Origin of the sequence: Streptosporangium sp. NPDC023963, assembly GCF_040639135.1 — a bacterium.
Classification (GTDB): domain Bacteria; phylum Actinomycetota; class Actinomycetes; order Streptosporangiales; family Streptosporangiaceae; genus Streptosporangium.
Map to the genome: position 1 here is coordinate 88,227 of NZ_JBEZZK010000016.1, position 17,328 is coordinate 105,554.

Consider the following 17,328-nt stretch of genomic DNA (forward strand, 5'->3'; position numbering starts at 1 on the left):
TCTTTCCGCACACGAAAGGACAGCGATGCGCAGTCTCATCGCACGCGGGCTGGCGACAGTCGCGGCGGCCACCATGGCGGCCGCGACCGTGCTCGTCCCGGCCGCGGCCCAGGCCGCCGCGGCCCCGTACGAGGTACTGGTCTTCTCCAAGACGGCCGGGTTCCGCCACGACTCCATCCCGACCGGCATCCAGACCATCAGGGACCTGGGCGCCGCCAACGGCTTCAGCGTCACCGCGACCGAGGACGCGAACGCCTTCAACGCGTCCAACCTGGCCACGTACGAGGCCGTGATCTTCCTCAGCACCACCGGTGACGTGCTCAACGACACCCAGCAGACCGCGTTCCAGAACTATGTCAACGGCGGCGGCGGCTACCTCGGCATCCACGCGGCGGCCGACACCGAGTACGGCTGGGCCTACTACGGCCAGCTCGTCGGCGCCTGGTTCAGCGGCCACCCCGCGATCCAGCAGGCCACCGTGCGGACCGAGGACAACACCCACCCGGCCACCTCCCATCTCGGCGCCACCTGGAGCCGCAGCGACGAGTGGTACAACTACGGCACCAACCCCCGTTCCACCGCGCGGGTCCTGCAGTCTCTCGACGAGAGCAGCTACAGCGGCGGCACCATGAACGGTGACCACCCCATCACCTGGTGCCACCCGCAGGGGTCGGGCCGCTCGTTCTACACGGGCCTGGGCCACACCATCCAGTCCTACGGGGAAGCGGCCTTCCGCAGCCTGCTCCTCGGCGGCATCAGGTACGCCGCGGGACAGGTCGCCGCCGACTGCAGCCCGAGGACCGGCGGGTCCACCACGGTCGAGGGGGAGGCCTACACCTCCAACTTCGGCGTGCAGGTGGCGAACCACGGCCCGGCCAGCGGCGGCAGGACGGTGGGCTACATCGACAACGGCGACTGGGCCGGGTACGCGTCGGTGAACGCCTCCGGGGCGAAGACCTTCAGCGCCCGCGTCTCCTCGGCGGGCGCCGGCGGCACCATCCGGGTCCGCGCCGGTTCGCAGACCGGGACGGTGCTCGGCACGGTGTCCGTGCCCAACACCGGCAGCTGGGACACCTTCAGGACCGTTTCCACCACCCTCACCGCGACGGGCTCGGGGCCGATCTTCCTGACCTTCAGCGGCGGCTCCGGCTCGCTGTTCGACGTGGACACCTTCACCATCACCAGGTAGTGCCCGGCGGTCGGCGAGTGCCTCACACGATCGTGATCAACTTGATCAGTTGCTCGCGGAAGTGGTCGTACTCGTCGACCGCACCCAGCAGGACGTCGGAATCGCGCTCCTCGCGCCGCGCGGTCTCCAGCACCTCCCGCCCCGCGGGAGTGATCTCGATGAGGGTGCGCCGCCGGTCGCGCTCGTCGGTCCCGCGCCGCACGTATCCGGCCCGGTGCAGCCCCTCGATCGTCCGGCTCATCGTCTGGTCGGTCACCCGGCACAGCGTCGCGAGCTCCCGCTGCGACAGGCGGCCGTCGACGACGTGGTGCAGGGCGATCATGCCGGCGTGGGTGAGGTCGTGCGCGGCGAGGAAGTCGTGGAAGCGGCCCTCGACCATGCGGGCGGCCACCGACAGCAGGCGGCCCGTGGGCCATGAACGGATGTCCGCGCGCATCGCCTGCGGATCCGGAGCGACTCGGTGCTCATCTCCCTCGGCCACCTGGCCATTGTCACAGATGCGAGAGCCACGGGCCCCCGCCCCACCGGGTGTCGCGGTCCGGCGGTCCCGGAGCCGCGAACGTCGTGTCGCGGTCCGGCGGTCCCGGAGCCGCGAACGTCGTGTCGCGGCCCGGTGATTCCGAAGCCGCGAACGTCATGACGGCGCCCGCCTCACGGGGCGGCCGTCGCGGTGATGAGCCAGATCCCGGTCGTCAGCCGGTAGCCGGACGCCGGCTCGCGGAAGCGGGCCAGCAGCCGGGCCGCCCCGGCGCGTGCGGCCGCCCGCCGCGGTGGTGCGGCGTCACGGTACGCGGCCCCGGCCGGGCCGATCTCGATCAGCCATTCGGCCACGGTGCCGGGGTCGTCGGGGGCGCGCAGGGCGATGTCGTGCGGCTGGACGGTGACGGCCTCGAAACCGGCCTCGATCAGGATGCGCTTCACCCGTTCGGGGTCGGCGAACGCGAACGGGCCCGGCTCGTCGCCGGCGGGCATCGGCGCGAGCGGCCCGAGGTGCGGCGCGGCGCCGAGCAGCACCGCGTGCATCCAAGGACTGGTCGCGCCGTCACGGAAGACGGTGGCGGCCATGCGCCCGCCCGGACGCAGCGCCCGCCGGATCGTGGAGCAGCCGGCGACGGGGTCGGCCAGCAGCATGAGGGCCGTCCGGGAGAAGACCGCGTCGAAGGGCGCCCCCGCGACGGTGCCGGCGGTCTCGATGTCGGCGGCGGTGAAACTCAGGCCGGGATGGCGGTCGCTCGGGAACCGCGCGGCCGCGGCGGCCACCATGGACTCGTCGAGGTCCAGACCGACCACCGCGCCGGTCGGGGCGACCGCCGCCGCGAGTTCCGCGGTGGTGCCGCCGCACCCGCAGCCGACGTCGAGGATCCGCTCTCCGGGCCTGGCGCGCAGCCGGTCGAGCGCCGCGGCACCCAGCGGCCGGCCGTACTCGTCCTGACGGTCGGCGTGGTGGATCCATCCGGGCGCGGCCTGCGCCCAGAACGTGACGTTGCGGGCCCGCATGCCGGCGATGTCGGTCACGGGAAGGGCATCTCGGCGCCGTCGACCGTCACGGACCGGAAGTTCGCGGCCTTGCCCGCGTCGAACCCGTCCGTCTGGGCGGCCAGGCCGGCGGCGCGCATGAGCCGCTCGGACTGGAAGCGACGGAACGCCTCCGCGTCCTGCCAGACGTTGATGATGCGCCAGCCGCCCTCGACCGGCCCCGCGACGTGGGCGAGCAGGCCCGGCGGCCGGTCCGGGCCCAGATTGCGCTCCACCGCGAGGTATTCCTCCTCGGTCACGCCGGGCATCTCCTGCAGCACTCCGAACGGCATCGCGACCACCTCTCAATTGGATAGAGCGAAACTCTATCTAATGGAACCTTATACTAACGCGGGTGGACGGCAAGCGGAGCTACCAGTCGGCGCAACGCCGGGAGCAGGCCCGCCAGACCCGGCGGGCGATCCTGGAGGCGGCCGGCAGGCTGTTCGTCGACCCCGGCTACGCGGCCACCCCGCTGACCGCCGTCGCCACCGAGGCCGGCGTGGCGGTCCAGACGATCTACGCGGCCTTCGGCAGCAAACACCAGCTGCTGTCCGAGCTCGTCGACGTCACCGTCGCCGGCGACGACGAGCCGGTCGCGCTGCCCGACCGGCCGTTCGTGGCCGAGATCCGGGCCCTGTCCGACCCTCGCGCCAAGCTCGCCCGCTACGCCCGGCACCTCGCCGTCACCCACGCCCGCCAGACCGAGGTGATGCTCGCGCTGGCCGGCGCGGCCACCGCGGACGCCGACGCCGCGCGCATCTGGAACAAGAACGTCGAAGACCGCAGGCGCGGCATGACCATGCTCGCCGCCGAGATCGTCGCCACCGGATCCGCGCGTCCCGACCACGACGTCGACAGCGTCGCCGACGTCCTGTGGCTGGCCATGGACTTTCGCAACTACGACTGGCTCGTACGCCGGCGCGGCTGGCCGGCCGAACGGTTCGAGCGCTGGTACATCGACACGGTCGCCGCCGCGGTGCTGACGTGAGCGGCCCGAAACGGACGCGGCGGGAACGGACGCCGTCCACGTGCCGGCACCGTCCGCGACAACCTGCTGCCGGCAGATCCGGCGGCAGGTGACGACCGCCTGAGCACGTCTTTCGGTGCGAGCGCTCTCACCGGCGCTTGCGGCCGGACGGTCTCGAACGACCGTTTCCTTACTCTGCAAGTCAGATAACGCTTGAATAATCAACTAAACCGGGAGAGGATCTTCGCGTCAACGGATCCACACGATGGAGATGTTCAGTGCGCAAAACAACGGCGATCGGCTCTGCCCTGCTCACCGCTACAGCTCTCGTGCTCGGGGGCGGTGCCGCCGCGTCGGCGGCTTCCGCCACCTCGGCGAACGTTTCCGACCCTTCGGGCCTCTACTTCTTCGACGCGGCACGGAACGTGGTCGCCCACTACCCGACCCCGCCCGCCGGGTGCACCCCGGTGCCCTCGACCGCGACCCTCCACGCCGCCTGGGGGGCCGGCTTCTCGAGGTTCCAGTTCTTCAACACGGCGGACTGCACCGGGAGTTTCACGGTCCTGGACACCCTCCGCAGCTACTCCGCCGAGCGGTTCAAGTCCTTCGTCCCCATCTCCTAGTAGAAGATCGCCGAAAATCTCGTCCCGATCCCGGGGCGGGCGGATGCCCATCGCTGTCAAGCGGTGGGCATCTTCGATGACCGGACTCCTTGCCGGGCTCCTGGCCGGACCTCGCCGATGGGGGTGAGTCCGAGATGCCGCGGTGGGCGATTCGCTTCTAGGTGGCGTCGGGGTCTTCCCGCACGCTGACGTGGCCACCGACGTCGTCGGTCTCGGCCGCGGTCAGCACCGTCCGCACCAGCCCGGGGAAACGCGCCTGCAGATCTTTTTCGCGCAGGACCACGTAACAGCGAGTCCCCTCCTGCCGGGTGCGGGTCAGGCCGGCGTCGCGCAGGACGCGCAGGTGGTGGCTGAGCGTCGATTTGGCCACCGGTGCCCGCAGCTCTCCCCAGCCGCGCTCGCGCCCGTCGGCCAGCACGCGCACCAGCCCGACCCGGATCGGGTCACTGAGGGCGGCCATCACCTTGGTCAGTGTGATTTCGCCCAGCTCAGGGTGGTGTGCCTGCCTCATCACCCCATGCTATACGTTGTTCGATGTTCCATAAACATCGAACAACGGAGAATGCCGTGACCGACCAGCCCACCAGCCGCCTGCAGGGCAACGCCGTGATCGTGACCGGAGCCGGATCCGGGATCGGCCGCGCCACCGCGCTCGCCTTCGCCCGCGCCGGAGCGCACGTCCTCGGGGTGGGACGCCGCGCGGAACCCCTGCGGGACACGGCCGACCAGCATCCCGGCATCGCCTTCCTGGCCGTCGACATCCGCGCCGACCAGGCCGCCCAGACGATCGTCGACGCGGCGATCGACCGGTGGGGGCGTCTGGACGTCCTGGTGAACAACGCCGGAGCCACCGCGATGATGTCGCTGGCCGACACCGACGCCCGGCGCGTCGACGACCTGTTCGCCCTCAACGTCACCGCGCCCAGCGTGCTCGCCCGCGCCGCGTTGCCCCACCTTCGTGCCGGCCGGGGCACGATCGTCAACGTCTCCTCCACCTACGGGCATCGGCCACTGCCCGGTGCGGCCCACTACGCCGCGTCCAAGGCCGCCCTGGAACAGCTGACCCGCAGCTGGGCGCTGGAGCTGGCCGCCGACGGCATCCGGGTCAACGCGCTGGCTCCCGGTCCCACGGAGAGCGAGGCCCTGGCCGCCGCCGGGCTGTCAGAGGCGGCGGTCGAGCAGATCAAGCAGGACGAGGCCGCGAGCATCCCGCTCGGCCGCCGCGGGCGCCCCGAGGAGGTGGCCGCCTGGATCGTGCACCTGGCCGATCCCGCGGCCACCTGGATCACCGGCCAGATCCTCACCGTCGACGGCGGCCTGGAGCTCACCTGAGGCGGCACGAGGACCGCCTCACTCCGGCCGTCCTCTCTGCGGGGACCGTTCTCGCGCACGCTTCTCTGCGGGACCGTTCTCGCGCACGCTTCTCTGCGGGGGCCGTTCTCGCGCACGGCTCTCTGCGGGGGCCGTTCTCGCGCACGGCTCCCCGCCGTCGAGCATCTCGAGCATCACGCGTGCGGAGCGCGATCCGCACGTGCGGCTCCCCGCCGTCGAGCGTCGCGTACGCGGCGTGCGGTCTACTTCAGCCAGTCGGTGTAGCGGGTGGGGGCGATGCGGGCGCCGCCCTTGGCGGTGAGGACGTCGCCGGGGACGGCGGCGAACATGCCGCCCTCGTCGTCGGTGGTCACCGAGCGCTTGTCGCCCTTGGCGGCGAGGGTGATCCGGCCCAGCTCGTCCAGCGGGTACACGTCGGGCCCGGCCAGGTCAAGGATGCCGTTCAGGGGCGCCCCGGCCGCGACGTCGGCGACGGTGGCGGCGACGTCCGCCGCGGCGACCGGCTGGAGGGGGGTGCGAGGCAGGCGGACGGTCTCGTCGTCGGCGGTCCAGGACAGGATGTCGCCGATGAACTCCATGAACTGGGCGGCGCGCACGATGGAGTAGGGGATGGGGCCGGCCTTGAGCAGGTCCTCCTGGAGGGTCTTGGCGCGGTAGTAGTCGGTGGGGACCTGGTCGACGCCGATGATGGACAGGATGACGAAGTGCCCGGCGCCCGAGCGCTGGGCCGCGGCCAGCAGGTTGTCCATCGAGGTCTGGAAGAACGCGGGGGAGGCGTCGTCGAAGGTCGGGGAGTTGGTCAGGTTGACGACCACGTCGGCGCCGGCCAGCGCCGCGTCCACCCCCTGACCGGTGAGCACGTCGACCCCGGTGGACAGCGAGTGCGGCACCGCCTCGTGCCCGGCCTCGTTCAGGATCTTCACGACCTTGGACCCGATCAGCCCGGTTCCGCCGATGACTGCGAACTTCATGGCACGTCCTGCCCTTCTTCGATGATCCATGCCCGCTAACTCGGACATCTGTTGTCCGAGACATTACACGGACATTTTTTGTCCGAGTCAAAGGGGGGTAGATAGAGTGAAGGGGTGAAGATGTCCGGTGGGGTCGAGTGGGCTCTGCACTGCTGTGTCGTCCTGACCTCGGTGGAAGAACCGGCGCCGGCCGCGCGCCTGGCGCAACTGCACGACGTCTCGCCCAGCTATCTCGCCAAGCAGCTCCAGGCCCTCTCGCGTGCCGGTCTCGTCCGCTCGGTCCAGGGCAAGGCGGGCGGATACGTCCTCACCCGCTCTCCCGAGCTGATCACCGTGCTCGACGTCGTCGAGGCCGTCGACGGGCCCGGCCCGGCCTTCGTCTGCACCGAGATCCGCCGGCGCGGCCCGCTGGCCGCCTCGCCGGAGTCCTGCACCGCCCCCTGTGCCATCAAGCGCGCCATGGCCGGTGCCGAGAACGCCTGGCGGGACGCCCTGCGATCCGTCACGGTGGCCGACCTGGCCCGCGACGTCACCTCCGACTACGGCCCCGGCGCGCTGGCCGGGATCAGCGCGTGGCTGGGCGCGGCCGAGGCGTGAGACCCCCTGGCGCCCCCGAGGTGGTGAATCTGTGAGGGGGTGAATTCCCGAGGTTTCCTCACCTCGATGCGTGAGGCTGCGCGTGCGGGAGGAGGCCGGACCACCTATTTGTTCAGCAAGCTGAGTAAATGCATAATGCTCAGTGTGCTGAACGATATTCGCCGCCCGAGCGCCGGCCGTACCCTCCTGCTGGGGGTCGTGGCCAGCGCGGTTCTCACCGGGCTGGTCTGGCTGCTGGGCCATCGGCTGCACGGCATCCGGCTGCTGCCCGACCAGGGCGCCTCCTGGTACTACTGGAAGCTGCCGGAACCCACCGCCTGGACCCGCGCCTCCGCGTGGCTCGGCTACGCGGCCCACCAGCTCGCCGCCTGGGGGCTGATCTACTACGCCCAGACCAGGGTCCGCCGCTACACCGGCGGCCTGCACCGGGTGAACGTCGTGGCGCTGGCGGTCAACTTCGGCTTCATCGTCCTGCACACCCTGCAGACCCACCTGTTCTACGACGGGCTCGCCCAGGACGTGTCGATCTTCAGCTCGCAGGGGTCGGTGGTCCTGCTGCTGGTCGTGGTCCTGCTGATGGAGAACGGCCGCCGCGGCCTGTTCGCCGGGCGTCCCGCCCCCATCTCCACGGAGGTGGTGGGATTCGCCCGCAAGTATCACGGCTACCTGTTCAGCTGGGCCGCGATATTCACCTTCTGGTACCACCCCATGGAGAACACGAGCGGCCACCTGATCGGCTTCTTCTACATGTTCCTGCTCCTGCTCCAGGGCAGCCTGTTCATGACCCGCGCGCACACCAACCGCTGGTGGACCGCGACGCTGGAGCTCCTCGTCGCCGTGCACGGCACCCTCGTGGCGGTGATGAACAGCGGCCCCGGCGGCATGTGGCCGATGTTCCTGTTCGGTTTCCTCGGGATCTTCGTGATCACCCAGATGCACGGCCTCGGGCTGTCCCGCGCCACCAGATGGGTCCTCGCCGCCGTCTACGCCGGTGCCGTCCTGGTGGTGTACGGCGCACGCGGTTCCGGCAGGATCGACGAGATCGTCCGCATCCCCGCCATCGAATACCTGCTGGTCGCCGTACTGGCCGTGCTGTTCTGGCTGGGACTGCGCACCGCCAGGCTGTTCGGGGGCGGCGGGCCCGGGAACGCGGGCGGCGACACCTGAAGCCGTCGATTCGGGTAGCCGTAGGTGATCAGCTCCCGCATGGCCCGCGCGATGGCCTCCTGGCCCTCGGGGTTGCCGGCGGCGAGAGTCTTGATGTCCTGGCGGATGCTCTCGGGATGGGACAAAAGGGAGGAGAGCAGACCGCGCGCGGCGAAGGACAGCCGCCGGTCTCTGAGACAGAAGTTCGGCAGGACCGTAAAACCGGTCGTGTGCTTGGTACGGTGTACTCGCATGCGGAATGTTCTCCGTGTGCCGTGTCCCGGGGGTGTTGCCAGCACCCGCCGGCGCTTTTACTTTTTCGACACGAAGAGTAGCCCTGCGTGATGGTCCGGCGGGCCGTAATCTCTGCTCGCGTTGCATGACAATCCCCAGCTCCTGGGCCTTTTGTCTCTCTCGCCCAACTTGGCGACGCCCATATCTCCCTCTCTCGCTTTTTGCGCGAGCAGGTGGGGGCCGCATCTTTCGCGCGACGCTTCGGCATGGAGCCCCCGACAGGGTGCGGTTGATTCCGCTATCGCGCTTTTGTGCTTCTTGCGTGATTCCTGCTCCCAGCAGGCAGGTCACCGCCCCTGTGGAAGGATCCCGTCGTAAGGCGGCGGGTGACGCGATTCGATGGGTAAAGGTCATATTTGGAGCAGGCGGTTCCCGTTGTCGGATGAATGGGTTTGATTTCCAGAAAAGAGCCGCCGAGGCTCTCCTGGCCTCCCCGGGAATGCCTAGGTAAAATACCGATCATGCGCCTGGCGAGGACACGATTTCTGGCAGGGATCGCATTCTTCGCGATTTCGGTCACCGGGGTGACGGGGCCCGCCGCGCCGGTGGCGTCGAAGACGCGGACGGCCGATCCGTGTCCGCCCGGATACGTGCCGCCCCGTCTCGCCCAGCCCGGCGCCCCGGCCGCGCACATCCCTTACCGCAACCCCATCGCCCAGGTCGGCTTCTCCTACCGCGACATCATGGACCGCGACCCGGATCTCGGCCGTGACGTCGAACCGGATCTCGGCGACCACCGCAACGGCGCGTTCAACCCCTACCTCAACGTCGCGGTGGGATTCGTCGACGTGACCGGATGCGCCACCGACGAGTTCGACCGGAGATTCCTCCGGACGGTCGACGAGCTGCGCCGGGAGAACCCCGCCCTGCTCGAGGCGCTGAACCTGCCGCCCGAGGTCAAGGCGCTCCTCGTGGTGCCCCGGTTCAACGCCAACAAGACGCGCAAGGGCAAGAAGGGGCAGGTCGAGTGGATCGCGACCGCGATCGAGCACTCCGAGCGGCGCATCCTCAAGAGCCTCGCCCAGCGGGGCGTCGACGAGGGACGGCTGCTGGCCCTCTACACCGACCTCGCCCCGTGCAGCCCGAGGAGCGCGGACTGCAGGACACGCCTGCTCCGCACGAACGCCGCCGTCTACCACTCCTTCGTCTCCCCCTTCGGCGATCTGCTGCCCGCGTTGAGAGAGGCTCTGGCCAACATGACGCGGGCCGACGTGCTCGCCACCGACCCGGACACCCTGGCCGACGAGATCGCGGCGGGCCGGCGGTCGGTTCCGTCGATCTTCCAGCCACGTGACGACGCCTTCGGCGCCCCGCCGGCCGGCGACGCGGACGACGCCGGCCTCGCCCGGGCCGCCGCCGACCCGAACGGCGGTATCGATTTCTCCTCCCTGGAGTTGCGCTACCTCGCCGACGCGGGCACCGACCGTCCCGACGGCGTCCGGTACGGCTTCACCAGGAAGACCGCGAAGGAAGCGAGGAAAGACGACCCGGACACCGATCCGGCGACCGCGCTGAGGGTCACCCGGCAGGCGTCCGACGCCTTCTTCGTCTGGCTCGCGCTGCGGCCGTCGACGTTCACGGTGAACCTCAACCCCTCCGAGCCCGACCGGATCATCGACGCGGACCTGGGCCGGACCGACGCCGGCCGGATCCTGCTGGAGGCCGACTTCCGGATGAAGAAGACCGTGGCCGGGCTCATCCACCCGGACAGCGCGACCGGTGGACGGTACTGGAGGGCCGCCGACGGCACATGCCTGGTGTTCCGGCAGTGGATCGTGCCGGGCCCGGCCACCGTGCACGAGCACGGCGACGAGCTGTACATCCTCGACGCGCCGCTGCGGGTCAAGCTGGAGAACGAGTATCTCGCGGGCCGCGACCCCGGCCTGACCCTCCCCAAGGGCTGCGCGGGGCAGTCCGAGCGGCAGAGCAGGCAGTCGGAGCGGGTCTTCCGCGAGATGATCCTGTCCCGGGTGGAGAAGGCGGTCAACACCGCTCCCGAGTACGCGGCGCTGCGGCGCGTCTACCTCAGCCGCGTGGCCGCCGAGTGGTACCGCAAGCGCAGCCGTACGGCGAGCACGACCTTCACGCCCCTGATCGACAGCGGCGACATCGGCCCCTGGACCTCCCGCCGGCCATGGAAACCGGTCGACGTCTTCGACGCCTACGCGCGCTCCTACAAGAACGGCGAGTTCAAGGTGACCCGTGACGTCGGTAGCCTCCGCTACTCCTACTTCTACGGCGGCGTCGACTTCACCACCGTCTCCTACGGCACCGCGACCGAGGCGGACCTGCGCCGGAGATGGAGCACGCTGCCCGGCGCCCGGGGCGCCCGGTCGACGTGGCTGACCGGGGCGTCCCGGAGCGCGGAGAACCCGGCACGGGAGACGACACCGTTACGAGCGATGGCCGTCATCGCCGCGTGGGTGGGCTCGTTCGGCCTGGCCGTGGTCGTGGTGCTGGCCTACCACCGGCGCCGCCACCGCCCGCGCCCGCCCGTGCCCTACGGCCCGCCGAGAGGCGGATGACGACGACCGACCGGCGCCCGGCGTGACCCCGCGGCGCCGAACCGCTCCGACCGGGGCCCATGACGGTATATGGACAGGGTCTTTCCGAATCGTGGACCGTTGTTTGGCGTCTTGTTCCAACCCTCGGTATTCTCGATCTCAAGGCCGAGAGGCGCTGCAACGGGCTCAGGCCCGCCACGCTCGGCCTGGATCTTCCGGTAAGGGCGCCTCCCACGACGGGAGGCTGACCGGTGAACGGATCTTCGAAGCTCGACGAGCAGGGCCACGACCTCATGCCCGGTGGTGGCGTGCCGGGAGCCGAGGACCGCGCGCGATCCCTGCGGGAACTGCTGGGTCAGCGGATCCTGGTGCTCGACGGAGCCTGGGGCACGATGCTGCAGGGAGCCTCGCTCACCCCGGCCGACTACCGCGGCGACCGGTTCCTCGACCACCCGCGCGACGTGACCGGCGACCCCGACCTGCTGAACCTGACGCGCCCCGACGTCATCCTGGACATCCACCGGCAGTATCTCGCGGCCGGCGCGGACATCACCACCACCAACACCTTCACCGCCACGAGCATCGGCCAGGCCGACTACGGGCTGGAGTCGCTGGTGCGGGAGATGAACGTGCGGGCCGCGCAGCTGGCCCGCCAGGCCGCGGACGAGGCGGGCGGGCGTTTCGTGGCCGGTTCGATCGGCCCGCTGAACGTCACGCTGTCGCTGTCCCCGCGCGTCGAGGACCCCGCCTACCGGGCGGTGTCGTTCGACGAGGTCCGCGCCGCGTACGCCGAGCAGATCAGCGCGCTGGCCGAGGGCGGCGTCGACCTGCTGCTGATCGAGACGATCTTCGACACGCTCAACGCGAAGGCCGCGATCGCCGCCGCGCGCGAGGTCGCGCCGCACCTGCCCCTGTGGATCTCGGTGACGATCGTCGACCTGAGCGGGCGCACGCTGTCGGGACAGACCGTCGAGGCGTTCTGGAGCGCGATCCGGCACGCCGAGCCGCTCGTGGTCGGCGTCAACTGCTCGCTGGGCGCCGAGCAGATGCGCCCGCACGTCGCCGAGCTGTCGCGCCTGGCCGGCACCTACGTCGCCTGCCACCCCAACGCGGGCCTGCCCAACGCGTTCGGCGGCTACGACGAGACCCCCGAGGAGACGGCGGCGCTGCTCGACGAGTTCGCCAGGTCGGGGATGGTCAACGTCGTCGGCGGGTGCTGCGGGACCTCGCCGGGGCACATCGAGCGGATCGCGGCCGCGGTGTCCGGCCTGCCGCCCCGCAAGGTCGCGGAACCGTCGGCCCGCACCCGCTTCAGCGGCCTGGAGCCCTTCGAGATCGGCCCGGACACCGGGTTCGTCATGATCGGCGAGCGCACCAACGTCACCGGTTCGGCGCGCTTCCGCCGCCTGATCGAGGGCGGCGACCACCAGGCGGCCGTCGACGTCGCGCTGGAGCAGGTGCGCGGCGGGGCCAACCTGCTCGACGTCAACATGGACGCCGACCTGCTCGACAGCGTGCAGGCGATGACCACCTTCCTGAACCTGATCGCGACCGAGCCGGAGGTCGCCCGCATCCCGGTCATGATCGACAGCTCGCGGTGGAGCGTGCTGGAGGCCGGGCTCAAGTGCGTGCAGGGCAAGGGCGTCGTCAACTCGATCAGCCTCAAGGAGGGCGAGGAGGCGTTCCTGGAGCAGGCGCGGATCATCCGCGACTACGGCGCCGGCGTGGTGGTGATGGCCTTCGACGAGCAGGGGCAGGCCGACACCGCCGAGCGCAAGGTGTCGATCTGCGCCCGCGCCTACGACCTGCTGACCCAGCGGGCCGGGTTCGCCCCCGAGGACATCGTGTTCGACCCCAACGTGCTCGCGGTCGCCACCGGCATCAGCGAGCACAACGGCTACGCCAAGGCGTTCATCGAGGCGCTGCCGAAGATCAAGGAGCGCTGCCCGGGGGCGCTGACCAGCGGCGGCATCTCCAACCTGTCGTTCTCCTTCCGCGGCAACGACGTCGTGCGCGAGGCGATGCACTCGGCGTTCCTGCTGCACGCGGTGCGCGCCGGGCTGGACATGGGCATCGTCAACGCCGGGCAGCTCGCGGTCTACCAGGACATCCCCGCCGACCTGCTCGAACTCGTCGAGGACGTCATCTTCGACCGGCGCGAGGACGCCACCGACCGGCTCGTCACCTTCGCCGAGACGGTGAGCGGCTCCGGCACCCGCCGCGTCGTGGACCTGGCCTGGCGCGACGCCCCGGTGGAGGAGCGACTGTCGTACGCGCTCGTGCACGGCATCGTCGACTTCATCGAGGCCGACACCGAGGAGGCCCGGCAGCAGAAGGCACGCCCCCTGGAGGTGATCGAGGGGCCGCTCATGGACGGCATGAAGGTCGTGGGCGACCTGTTCGGGTCGGGGAAGATGTTCCTGCCGCAGGTGGTCAAGAGCGCGCGGGTGATGAAGCGCTCGGTCGCCTACCTCGAGCCCTACATGGAGGCCGAGAAGGAGCAGGCGCGGCTGGAGGGACGCATCGACACCGGCCGGGGCCAGGGCAAGGTGGTGCTCGCCACCGTCAAGGGCGACGTGCACGACATCGGCAAGAACATCGTGGGCGTCGTCCTCGGCTGCAACAACTACGAGGTCATCGACCTCGGGGTGATGGTCCCCGCCTCGGTCATCCTCGACACCGCGGTCGCCGAGGGCGCCGACGTCATCGGGCTCTCCGGGCTGATCACCCCGTCGCTGGACGAGATGGTCACCGTCGCCGACGAGATGAAGCGCCGCGGGCTGAAGCTGCCCCTGCTGGTCGGCGGCGCCACCACGTCGCGCCAGCACACCGCGGTCCGCATCGCCCCCGCCTACGACAACCCCACGGTCCACGTGCTCGACGCCTCCCGCGTCGTCGGCGTGGTCTCCGACCTGCTGGACGCCGACCGGGCCGAGGCGCTGGCCGTGAGCAACGGCGCCGACCAGGAGCGCCTGCGCGAGCAGTACGCCAACAAGCAGCGCACCCCGCTGCTCACCGTCGACCAGGCCCGCGCGAACCCCGAGCGGGTCTCCTTCGAGGACCTGCCGGTCCCCGCCTTCACCGGCGTCCGTCTCGTGGAGCCGGACCTGGAGACCCTCCGGGCGATGATCGACTGGCAGTTCCTCTTCCTGGCCTGGGAGCTGAAGGGCAAGTATCCGGCCATCCTCGACCAGCCGGTGGCCCGCGAGCTCTTCGACGACGCCAACACCATGCTCGACCAGATCATCGCCGAGGGGAGCTTCCAGGCCAAGGGCGCCTACGCGTACTGGCCCGCCCACTCCGAGGGCGACGACATCGTGCTCGAGGACGGTCTTCGGCTGCCGATGCTGCGCCAGCAGACGGCCAAGCCCGACGGCCGGCCCAACCGGTGCCTGGCCGACTACATCGCTCCGGCCGGGGACCACCTGGGCGGGTTCGCCGTGGCCGTGCACGGCGCCGAGGAGCTCGCGGCCCGCTACGAGGCCCAGAACGACGACTACCGCTCGATCATGGTGAAGGCCCTCGCCGATCGCCTGGCCGAGGCGTTCGCCGAGCACATCCACCTACAGGCGCGGCGCGGCTGGTTCGAGCCCGACGCCGATCCCCTCATCGAGGACCTGCACGCCGAGCGCTTCCGCGGCATCCGTCCCGCGCTCGGCTACCCCGCGAGCCCGGACCACAGCGAGAAGCGGGAGCTGTTCGAGCTGCTGGGCGCCGACAAGCTCGGGATGGGCCTGACCGAGTCCTTCGCGATGACCCCGGCCGCGAGCGTCAGCGGGCTGATCTTCGCCCACGAGTCGTCGAGGTACTTCACCGTGGGACGCCTCGGCAGGGACCAGGTCGAGGACTACGCCCGGCGCCGGGGCATGGACCTCGCCGAGGTCGAGCGCTGGCTGCGCCCCAACCTCGCCTACGACCCGAGCTGATCCGAGTCGTCGGTGAGGGGCCGTGGGCCGTTGACGGTCCCTTACCGACGGGGACGGGATTCACCTCGCTGACCCAGGGGCTGACCGCGTTCCTGCGGAGGGAGGAACGACCAAGGAGAAAATGCCTTCCCGGGGTTCGACTCTCCGCCGGGGAACGGAGGAGCGGATGGAGCCCGGCAGCAAGTGCTGGATTGAGGTCGCGCCCTCCGAGCACACCCACGAACGGGGCGGTCTCGCCGCTATCCGGGCGAGGCTTGATGACGACGACCCCTACCGGGCGTGGAGCAACTTCACCTTCACCACCCGCAGCGGCCGGCAATACGAGGTCGATCTCCTCGTCATCGGCAGGGGCGGCATCTACCTCCTGGAGTTGAAGCACTGGTCTGGCCGGATCACCGGTGACCACCAGACCTGGTTTCACAACGGCCGAGCCGAGGACAACCCACGCATCCTCGCCGACAGCAAGGCCAAACATTTCGGGCAGCACTGATCAACAAGGCGGGGGGGCGCCCCAGCGTCCGGCACCGCAGGGTCGGCAACCTGGAGCTGACCGACACCCCCTGGCCGAGGGCCCCGGCTGGCAGGACTACCTGGCCCGGCACCCCATGCTGGACAGCGTCCGGCGGGTCCGCTTCTACCGATCGACCGGGGCGTCTCCGACGAGGAGCGCGCCGCGACCTTCCGCGCCGCCAGGCGCGAGTTCGTCACTCTGGAGAACGTCAACCATCCGGGCATCGCCCGCGCGATCGAGTCCTACGAGCACGAGCGCGGCCTGGCAGTCGTGTTCGACCACGACGCTACCGAGGTGCGTCTCGGCCACTTTCTGATGCAGCAGGGGGGACGACCTCTCCGTCGACCAGCGGATCAAACTTGTCCGCACGCTGGCCAACACGCTGCGCTACGCGCACTCGCGGCGGCTGGTCCATCGCAGGCTCAGCCCGCTCTCCATCTTCGTGCGAACTCTCGCCCTCGGCCAGTACGGCGTGCGGATCCGCGACTGGCACACCGCGGGCCGCCTCGTCCCGGGCTCGCCCGGTCACGGCAGCTACGCGGTGGGCACCCCCACCCTCGAAGCCCTGCCCGACCGGGCCGCGCACGGCTACCTCGCCCCCGAGATGCTCCACGACCCGGACGCCGACCCGGTGCTGGCCGACGTCTTCGGCCTGGGCTCGGTCTCCTTCCTGATCTTCACGGGAGCCGCTCCCGCCGACACGGGTGAGGAACTCCAGCAGCGACTCACCCGCGAGCGCGGCCTCGATGTCGGCGTCGGACTGGACGGCGCCTCGCAGGCGATGATCGATCTGGTCAGGGACGCTACGACGGGCGACGCCGACCTGCGTACGGAGTCGGCGGAGAGAGGTTCGCCCAGGAGCTGGAGAACCTGATCCAGGACCTTCTCCTGCAGGAGGAGGTCGCCCCGCAGGTCGATCCGCTGGAGGCGACGCCCGGCTCGACGATCGGCACCAGGGAGCAGCCCGGCCGGTTCCAGGTTCTCCAACGGCTCGGCCAGGGGTCCACCGCCCTCGCCCTCTGGTCCGCGATCCCGAGCATAGCCAGGTCGTGCTGAAGGTCGCGCTGGACGAGGACGGTGCTCGCCGCAGGCTGCTGGACGAGTCCGAGGCCCTGCATCTCGCCCGCGAGCCGCGCATCGCCGGCAGCCTGGAGGGGCCGCTGGTGGTGGGAGGCCGTACGGCACTGCTGCTGGAGGACGCCGGCCGGGAGAGCCTGGCGGCCCTGATCCGCCGCGAGGGGCGGCTCTCGCTCGCCTTCCTCAGCCGCTGGGGCAGGGACCTGCTGGAGATCCTCGCCGCGCTCGACCTCGCCGGGGTCAATCACCGCGACATCAAGCCCGACAACCTCGCCTTCCGCGAGCGGGGCAAGAGCCGCGAGGTGCACCTGTCGCTTTTCGACTTCTCCCTGTCGAGGGCGCCGCTGGAGCAGACCGGGGTCGGCACGCCGCCCTACCTCGACCCGTTCTTCGACCCGATCCACCGGCCCCGCTACGACGCGGCGGCCGAGCGGTACGCGGTGGCGGTCACCCTGCACGAGATGGCCGCCGGCCGGACCCCCGTCTACGGCACCGGCGGCAGCCATCCGGCGGTGATCGACGCCGATGTCACGATCGCCCCTGACGACTTCGAGCCCGGACCGGCCAGGGACGGGGTGATCACCTTCTTCCGCAGCGCTACCCGAGGGTCGGCCCCTTCCCCGAGGATCCGCCGGGTGAGGAGCCACGCGCGCTGAACGCGCTGCTCAAGACA

The 17,328-nt window shown here is 70.5% G+C and carries 15 protein-coding genes, 1 pseudogene and 1 riboswitch; of the genes and pseudogenes, 11 read left to right on the forward strand and 5 right to left on the reverse strand.

Annotation, left to right across the window (positions count from 1 at the left end):
- The first annotated feature begins 25 nt into the window (after positions 1-25).
- Positions 26-1,189, forward strand: coding sequence for a ThuA domain-containing protein (locus AB0F88_RS34715; RefSeq protein WP_362694125.1), 1,164 nt, complete (start codon positions 26-28; stop codon positions 1,187-1,189).
- Between the two features lie 22 nt (positions 1,190-1,211).
- Here AB0F88_RS34715 and AB0F88_RS34720 read toward each other — a convergent pair whose 3' ends face one another.
- From AB0F88_RS34720 to AB0F88_RS34730, 3 genes are all read right to left on the reverse strand, one after another.
- Complete coding sequence (locus AB0F88_RS34720; RefSeq protein ID WP_362694128.1) at positions 1,212-1,670, reverse strand: MarR family transcriptional regulator; 459 nt, start codon at positions 1,668-1,670, stop codon at positions 1,212-1,214.
- A gap of 170 nt (positions 1,671-1,840) precedes the next feature.
- Positions 1,841-2,704: a methyltransferase domain-containing protein gene (locus tag AB0F88_RS34725; protein ID WP_362694131.1), complete on the reverse strand. Its 864-nt coding sequence runs from the start codon at positions 2,702-2,704 to the stop codon at positions 1,841-1,843.
- The gene (locus AB0F88_RS34730; protein ID WP_362694134.1) at positions 2,701-2,997 is read right to left on the reverse strand and encodes a hypothetical protein; all 297 of its coding nucleotides are present in this window, start codon (positions 2,995-2,997) and stop codon (positions 2,701-2,703) included. The genes AB0F88_RS34725 and AB0F88_RS34730 overlap by 4 nt, the downstream gene beginning before the upstream one ends.
- 62 nt (positions 2,998-3,059) lie before the next feature.
- Here AB0F88_RS34730 and AB0F88_RS34735 point away from each other — a divergent pair, with 62 nt between their 5' ends.
- Together AB0F88_RS34735 and AB0F88_RS34740 are read left to right on the forward strand one after the other, a co-directional pair.
- Positions 3,060-3,695 carry a helix-turn-helix domain-containing protein gene (locus AB0F88_RS34735; protein ID WP_362694137.1) on the forward strand — a complete coding sequence of 212 codons (636 nt, stop codon included), beginning with the start codon at positions 3,060-3,062 and terminating at the stop codon, positions 3,693-3,695.
- 257 nt (positions 3,696-3,952) lie between these two features.
- A complete protein-coding gene (locus tag AB0F88_RS34740; RefSeq protein WP_362694140.1) occupies positions 3,953-4,297 on the forward strand; it encodes a hypothetical protein in 345 nt (114 codons plus the stop codon).
- 157 nt (positions 4,298-4,454) lie between these two features.
- Here the strand turns inward: AB0F88_RS34740 and AB0F88_RS34745 are convergent, their stop codons facing one another.
- Positions 4,455-4,808 carry a metalloregulator ArsR/SmtB family transcription factor gene (locus AB0F88_RS34745; RefSeq protein ID WP_362694143.1) on the reverse strand — a complete coding sequence of 118 codons (354 nt, stop codon included), beginning with the start codon at positions 4,806-4,808 and terminating at the stop codon, positions 4,455-4,457.
- A gap of 56 nt (positions 4,809-4,864) precedes the next feature.
- Between AB0F88_RS34745 and AB0F88_RS34750 the strand changes: the two genes are divergently transcribed.
- Positions 4,865-5,629 carry a glucose 1-dehydrogenase gene (locus AB0F88_RS34750; RefSeq protein ID WP_362694146.1) on the forward strand — a complete coding sequence of 255 codons (765 nt, stop codon included), beginning with the start codon at positions 4,865-4,867 and terminating at the stop codon, positions 5,627-5,629.
- A 242-nt stretch (positions 5,630-5,871) separates the two neighbouring features.
- Here the strand turns inward: AB0F88_RS34750 and AB0F88_RS34755 are convergent, their stop codons facing one another.
- Positions 5,872-6,600 carry an NAD(P)H-binding protein gene (locus AB0F88_RS34755; protein ID WP_362694150.1) on the reverse strand — a complete coding sequence of 243 codons (729 nt, stop codon included), beginning with the start codon at positions 6,598-6,600 and terminating at the stop codon, positions 5,872-5,874.
- Positions 6,601-6,720: 120 nt separating this feature from the next.
- Here AB0F88_RS34755 and AB0F88_RS34760 point away from each other — a divergent pair, with 120 nt between their 5' ends.
- The 7 genes and pseudogenes from AB0F88_RS34760 (at position 6,721) to AB0F88_RS34790 (ending at position 17,311) form a co-directional block, all read left to right on the forward strand.
- Complete coding sequence (locus AB0F88_RS34760; protein WP_362694478.1) at positions 6,721-7,197, forward strand: Rrf2 family transcriptional regulator; 477 nt, start codon at positions 6,721-6,723, stop codon at positions 7,195-7,197.
- A 135-nt stretch (positions 7,198-7,332) separates the two neighbouring features.
- Positions 7,333-8,364, forward strand: a complete 1,032-nt coding sequence (locus tag AB0F88_RS34765; protein ID WP_362694153.1) for a hypothetical protein — start codon at positions 7,333-7,335, stop codon at positions 8,362-8,364.
- A gap of 734 nt (positions 8,365-9,098) precedes the next feature.
- Positions 9,099-11,162 (forward strand): nucleic acid/nucleotide deaminase domain-containing protein, encoded by a 2,064-nt coding sequence (locus AB0F88_RS34770; protein ID WP_362694156.1) that lies wholly within the window; start codon positions 9,099-9,101, stop codon positions 11,160-11,162.
- Between the two features lie 140 nt (positions 11,163-11,302).
- Positions 11,303-11,378: riboswitch (S-adenosyl-L-homocysteine riboswitch) on the forward strand.
- A gap of 56 nt (positions 11,379-11,434) precedes the next feature.
- Positions 11,435-15,067 (forward strand): methionine synthase, encoded by a 3,633-nt coding sequence (metH, locus tag AB0F88_RS34775; protein WP_362694481.1) that lies wholly within the window; start codon positions 11,435-11,437, stop codon positions 15,065-15,067.
- A 166-nt stretch (positions 15,068-15,233) separates the two neighbouring features.
- Positions 15,234-15,557, forward strand: a complete 324-nt coding sequence (locus AB0F88_RS34780; RefSeq protein WP_362694159.1) for an NERD domain-containing protein — start codon at positions 15,234-15,236, stop codon at positions 15,555-15,557.
- Between the two features lie 367 nt (positions 15,558-15,924).
- Positions 15,925-16,452: pseudogene (locus tag AB0F88_RS34785) on the forward strand (BREX system serine/threonine kinase PglW); the annotation flags it as partial.
- A 175-nt stretch (positions 16,453-16,627) separates the two neighbouring features.
- Positions 16,628-17,311, forward strand: a complete 684-nt coding sequence (locus tag AB0F88_RS34790) for a hypothetical protein (protein ID WP_362694162.1) — start codon at positions 16,628-16,630, stop codon at positions 17,309-17,311.
- The last annotated feature ends 17 nt before the right edge of the window (positions 17,312-17,328 follow it).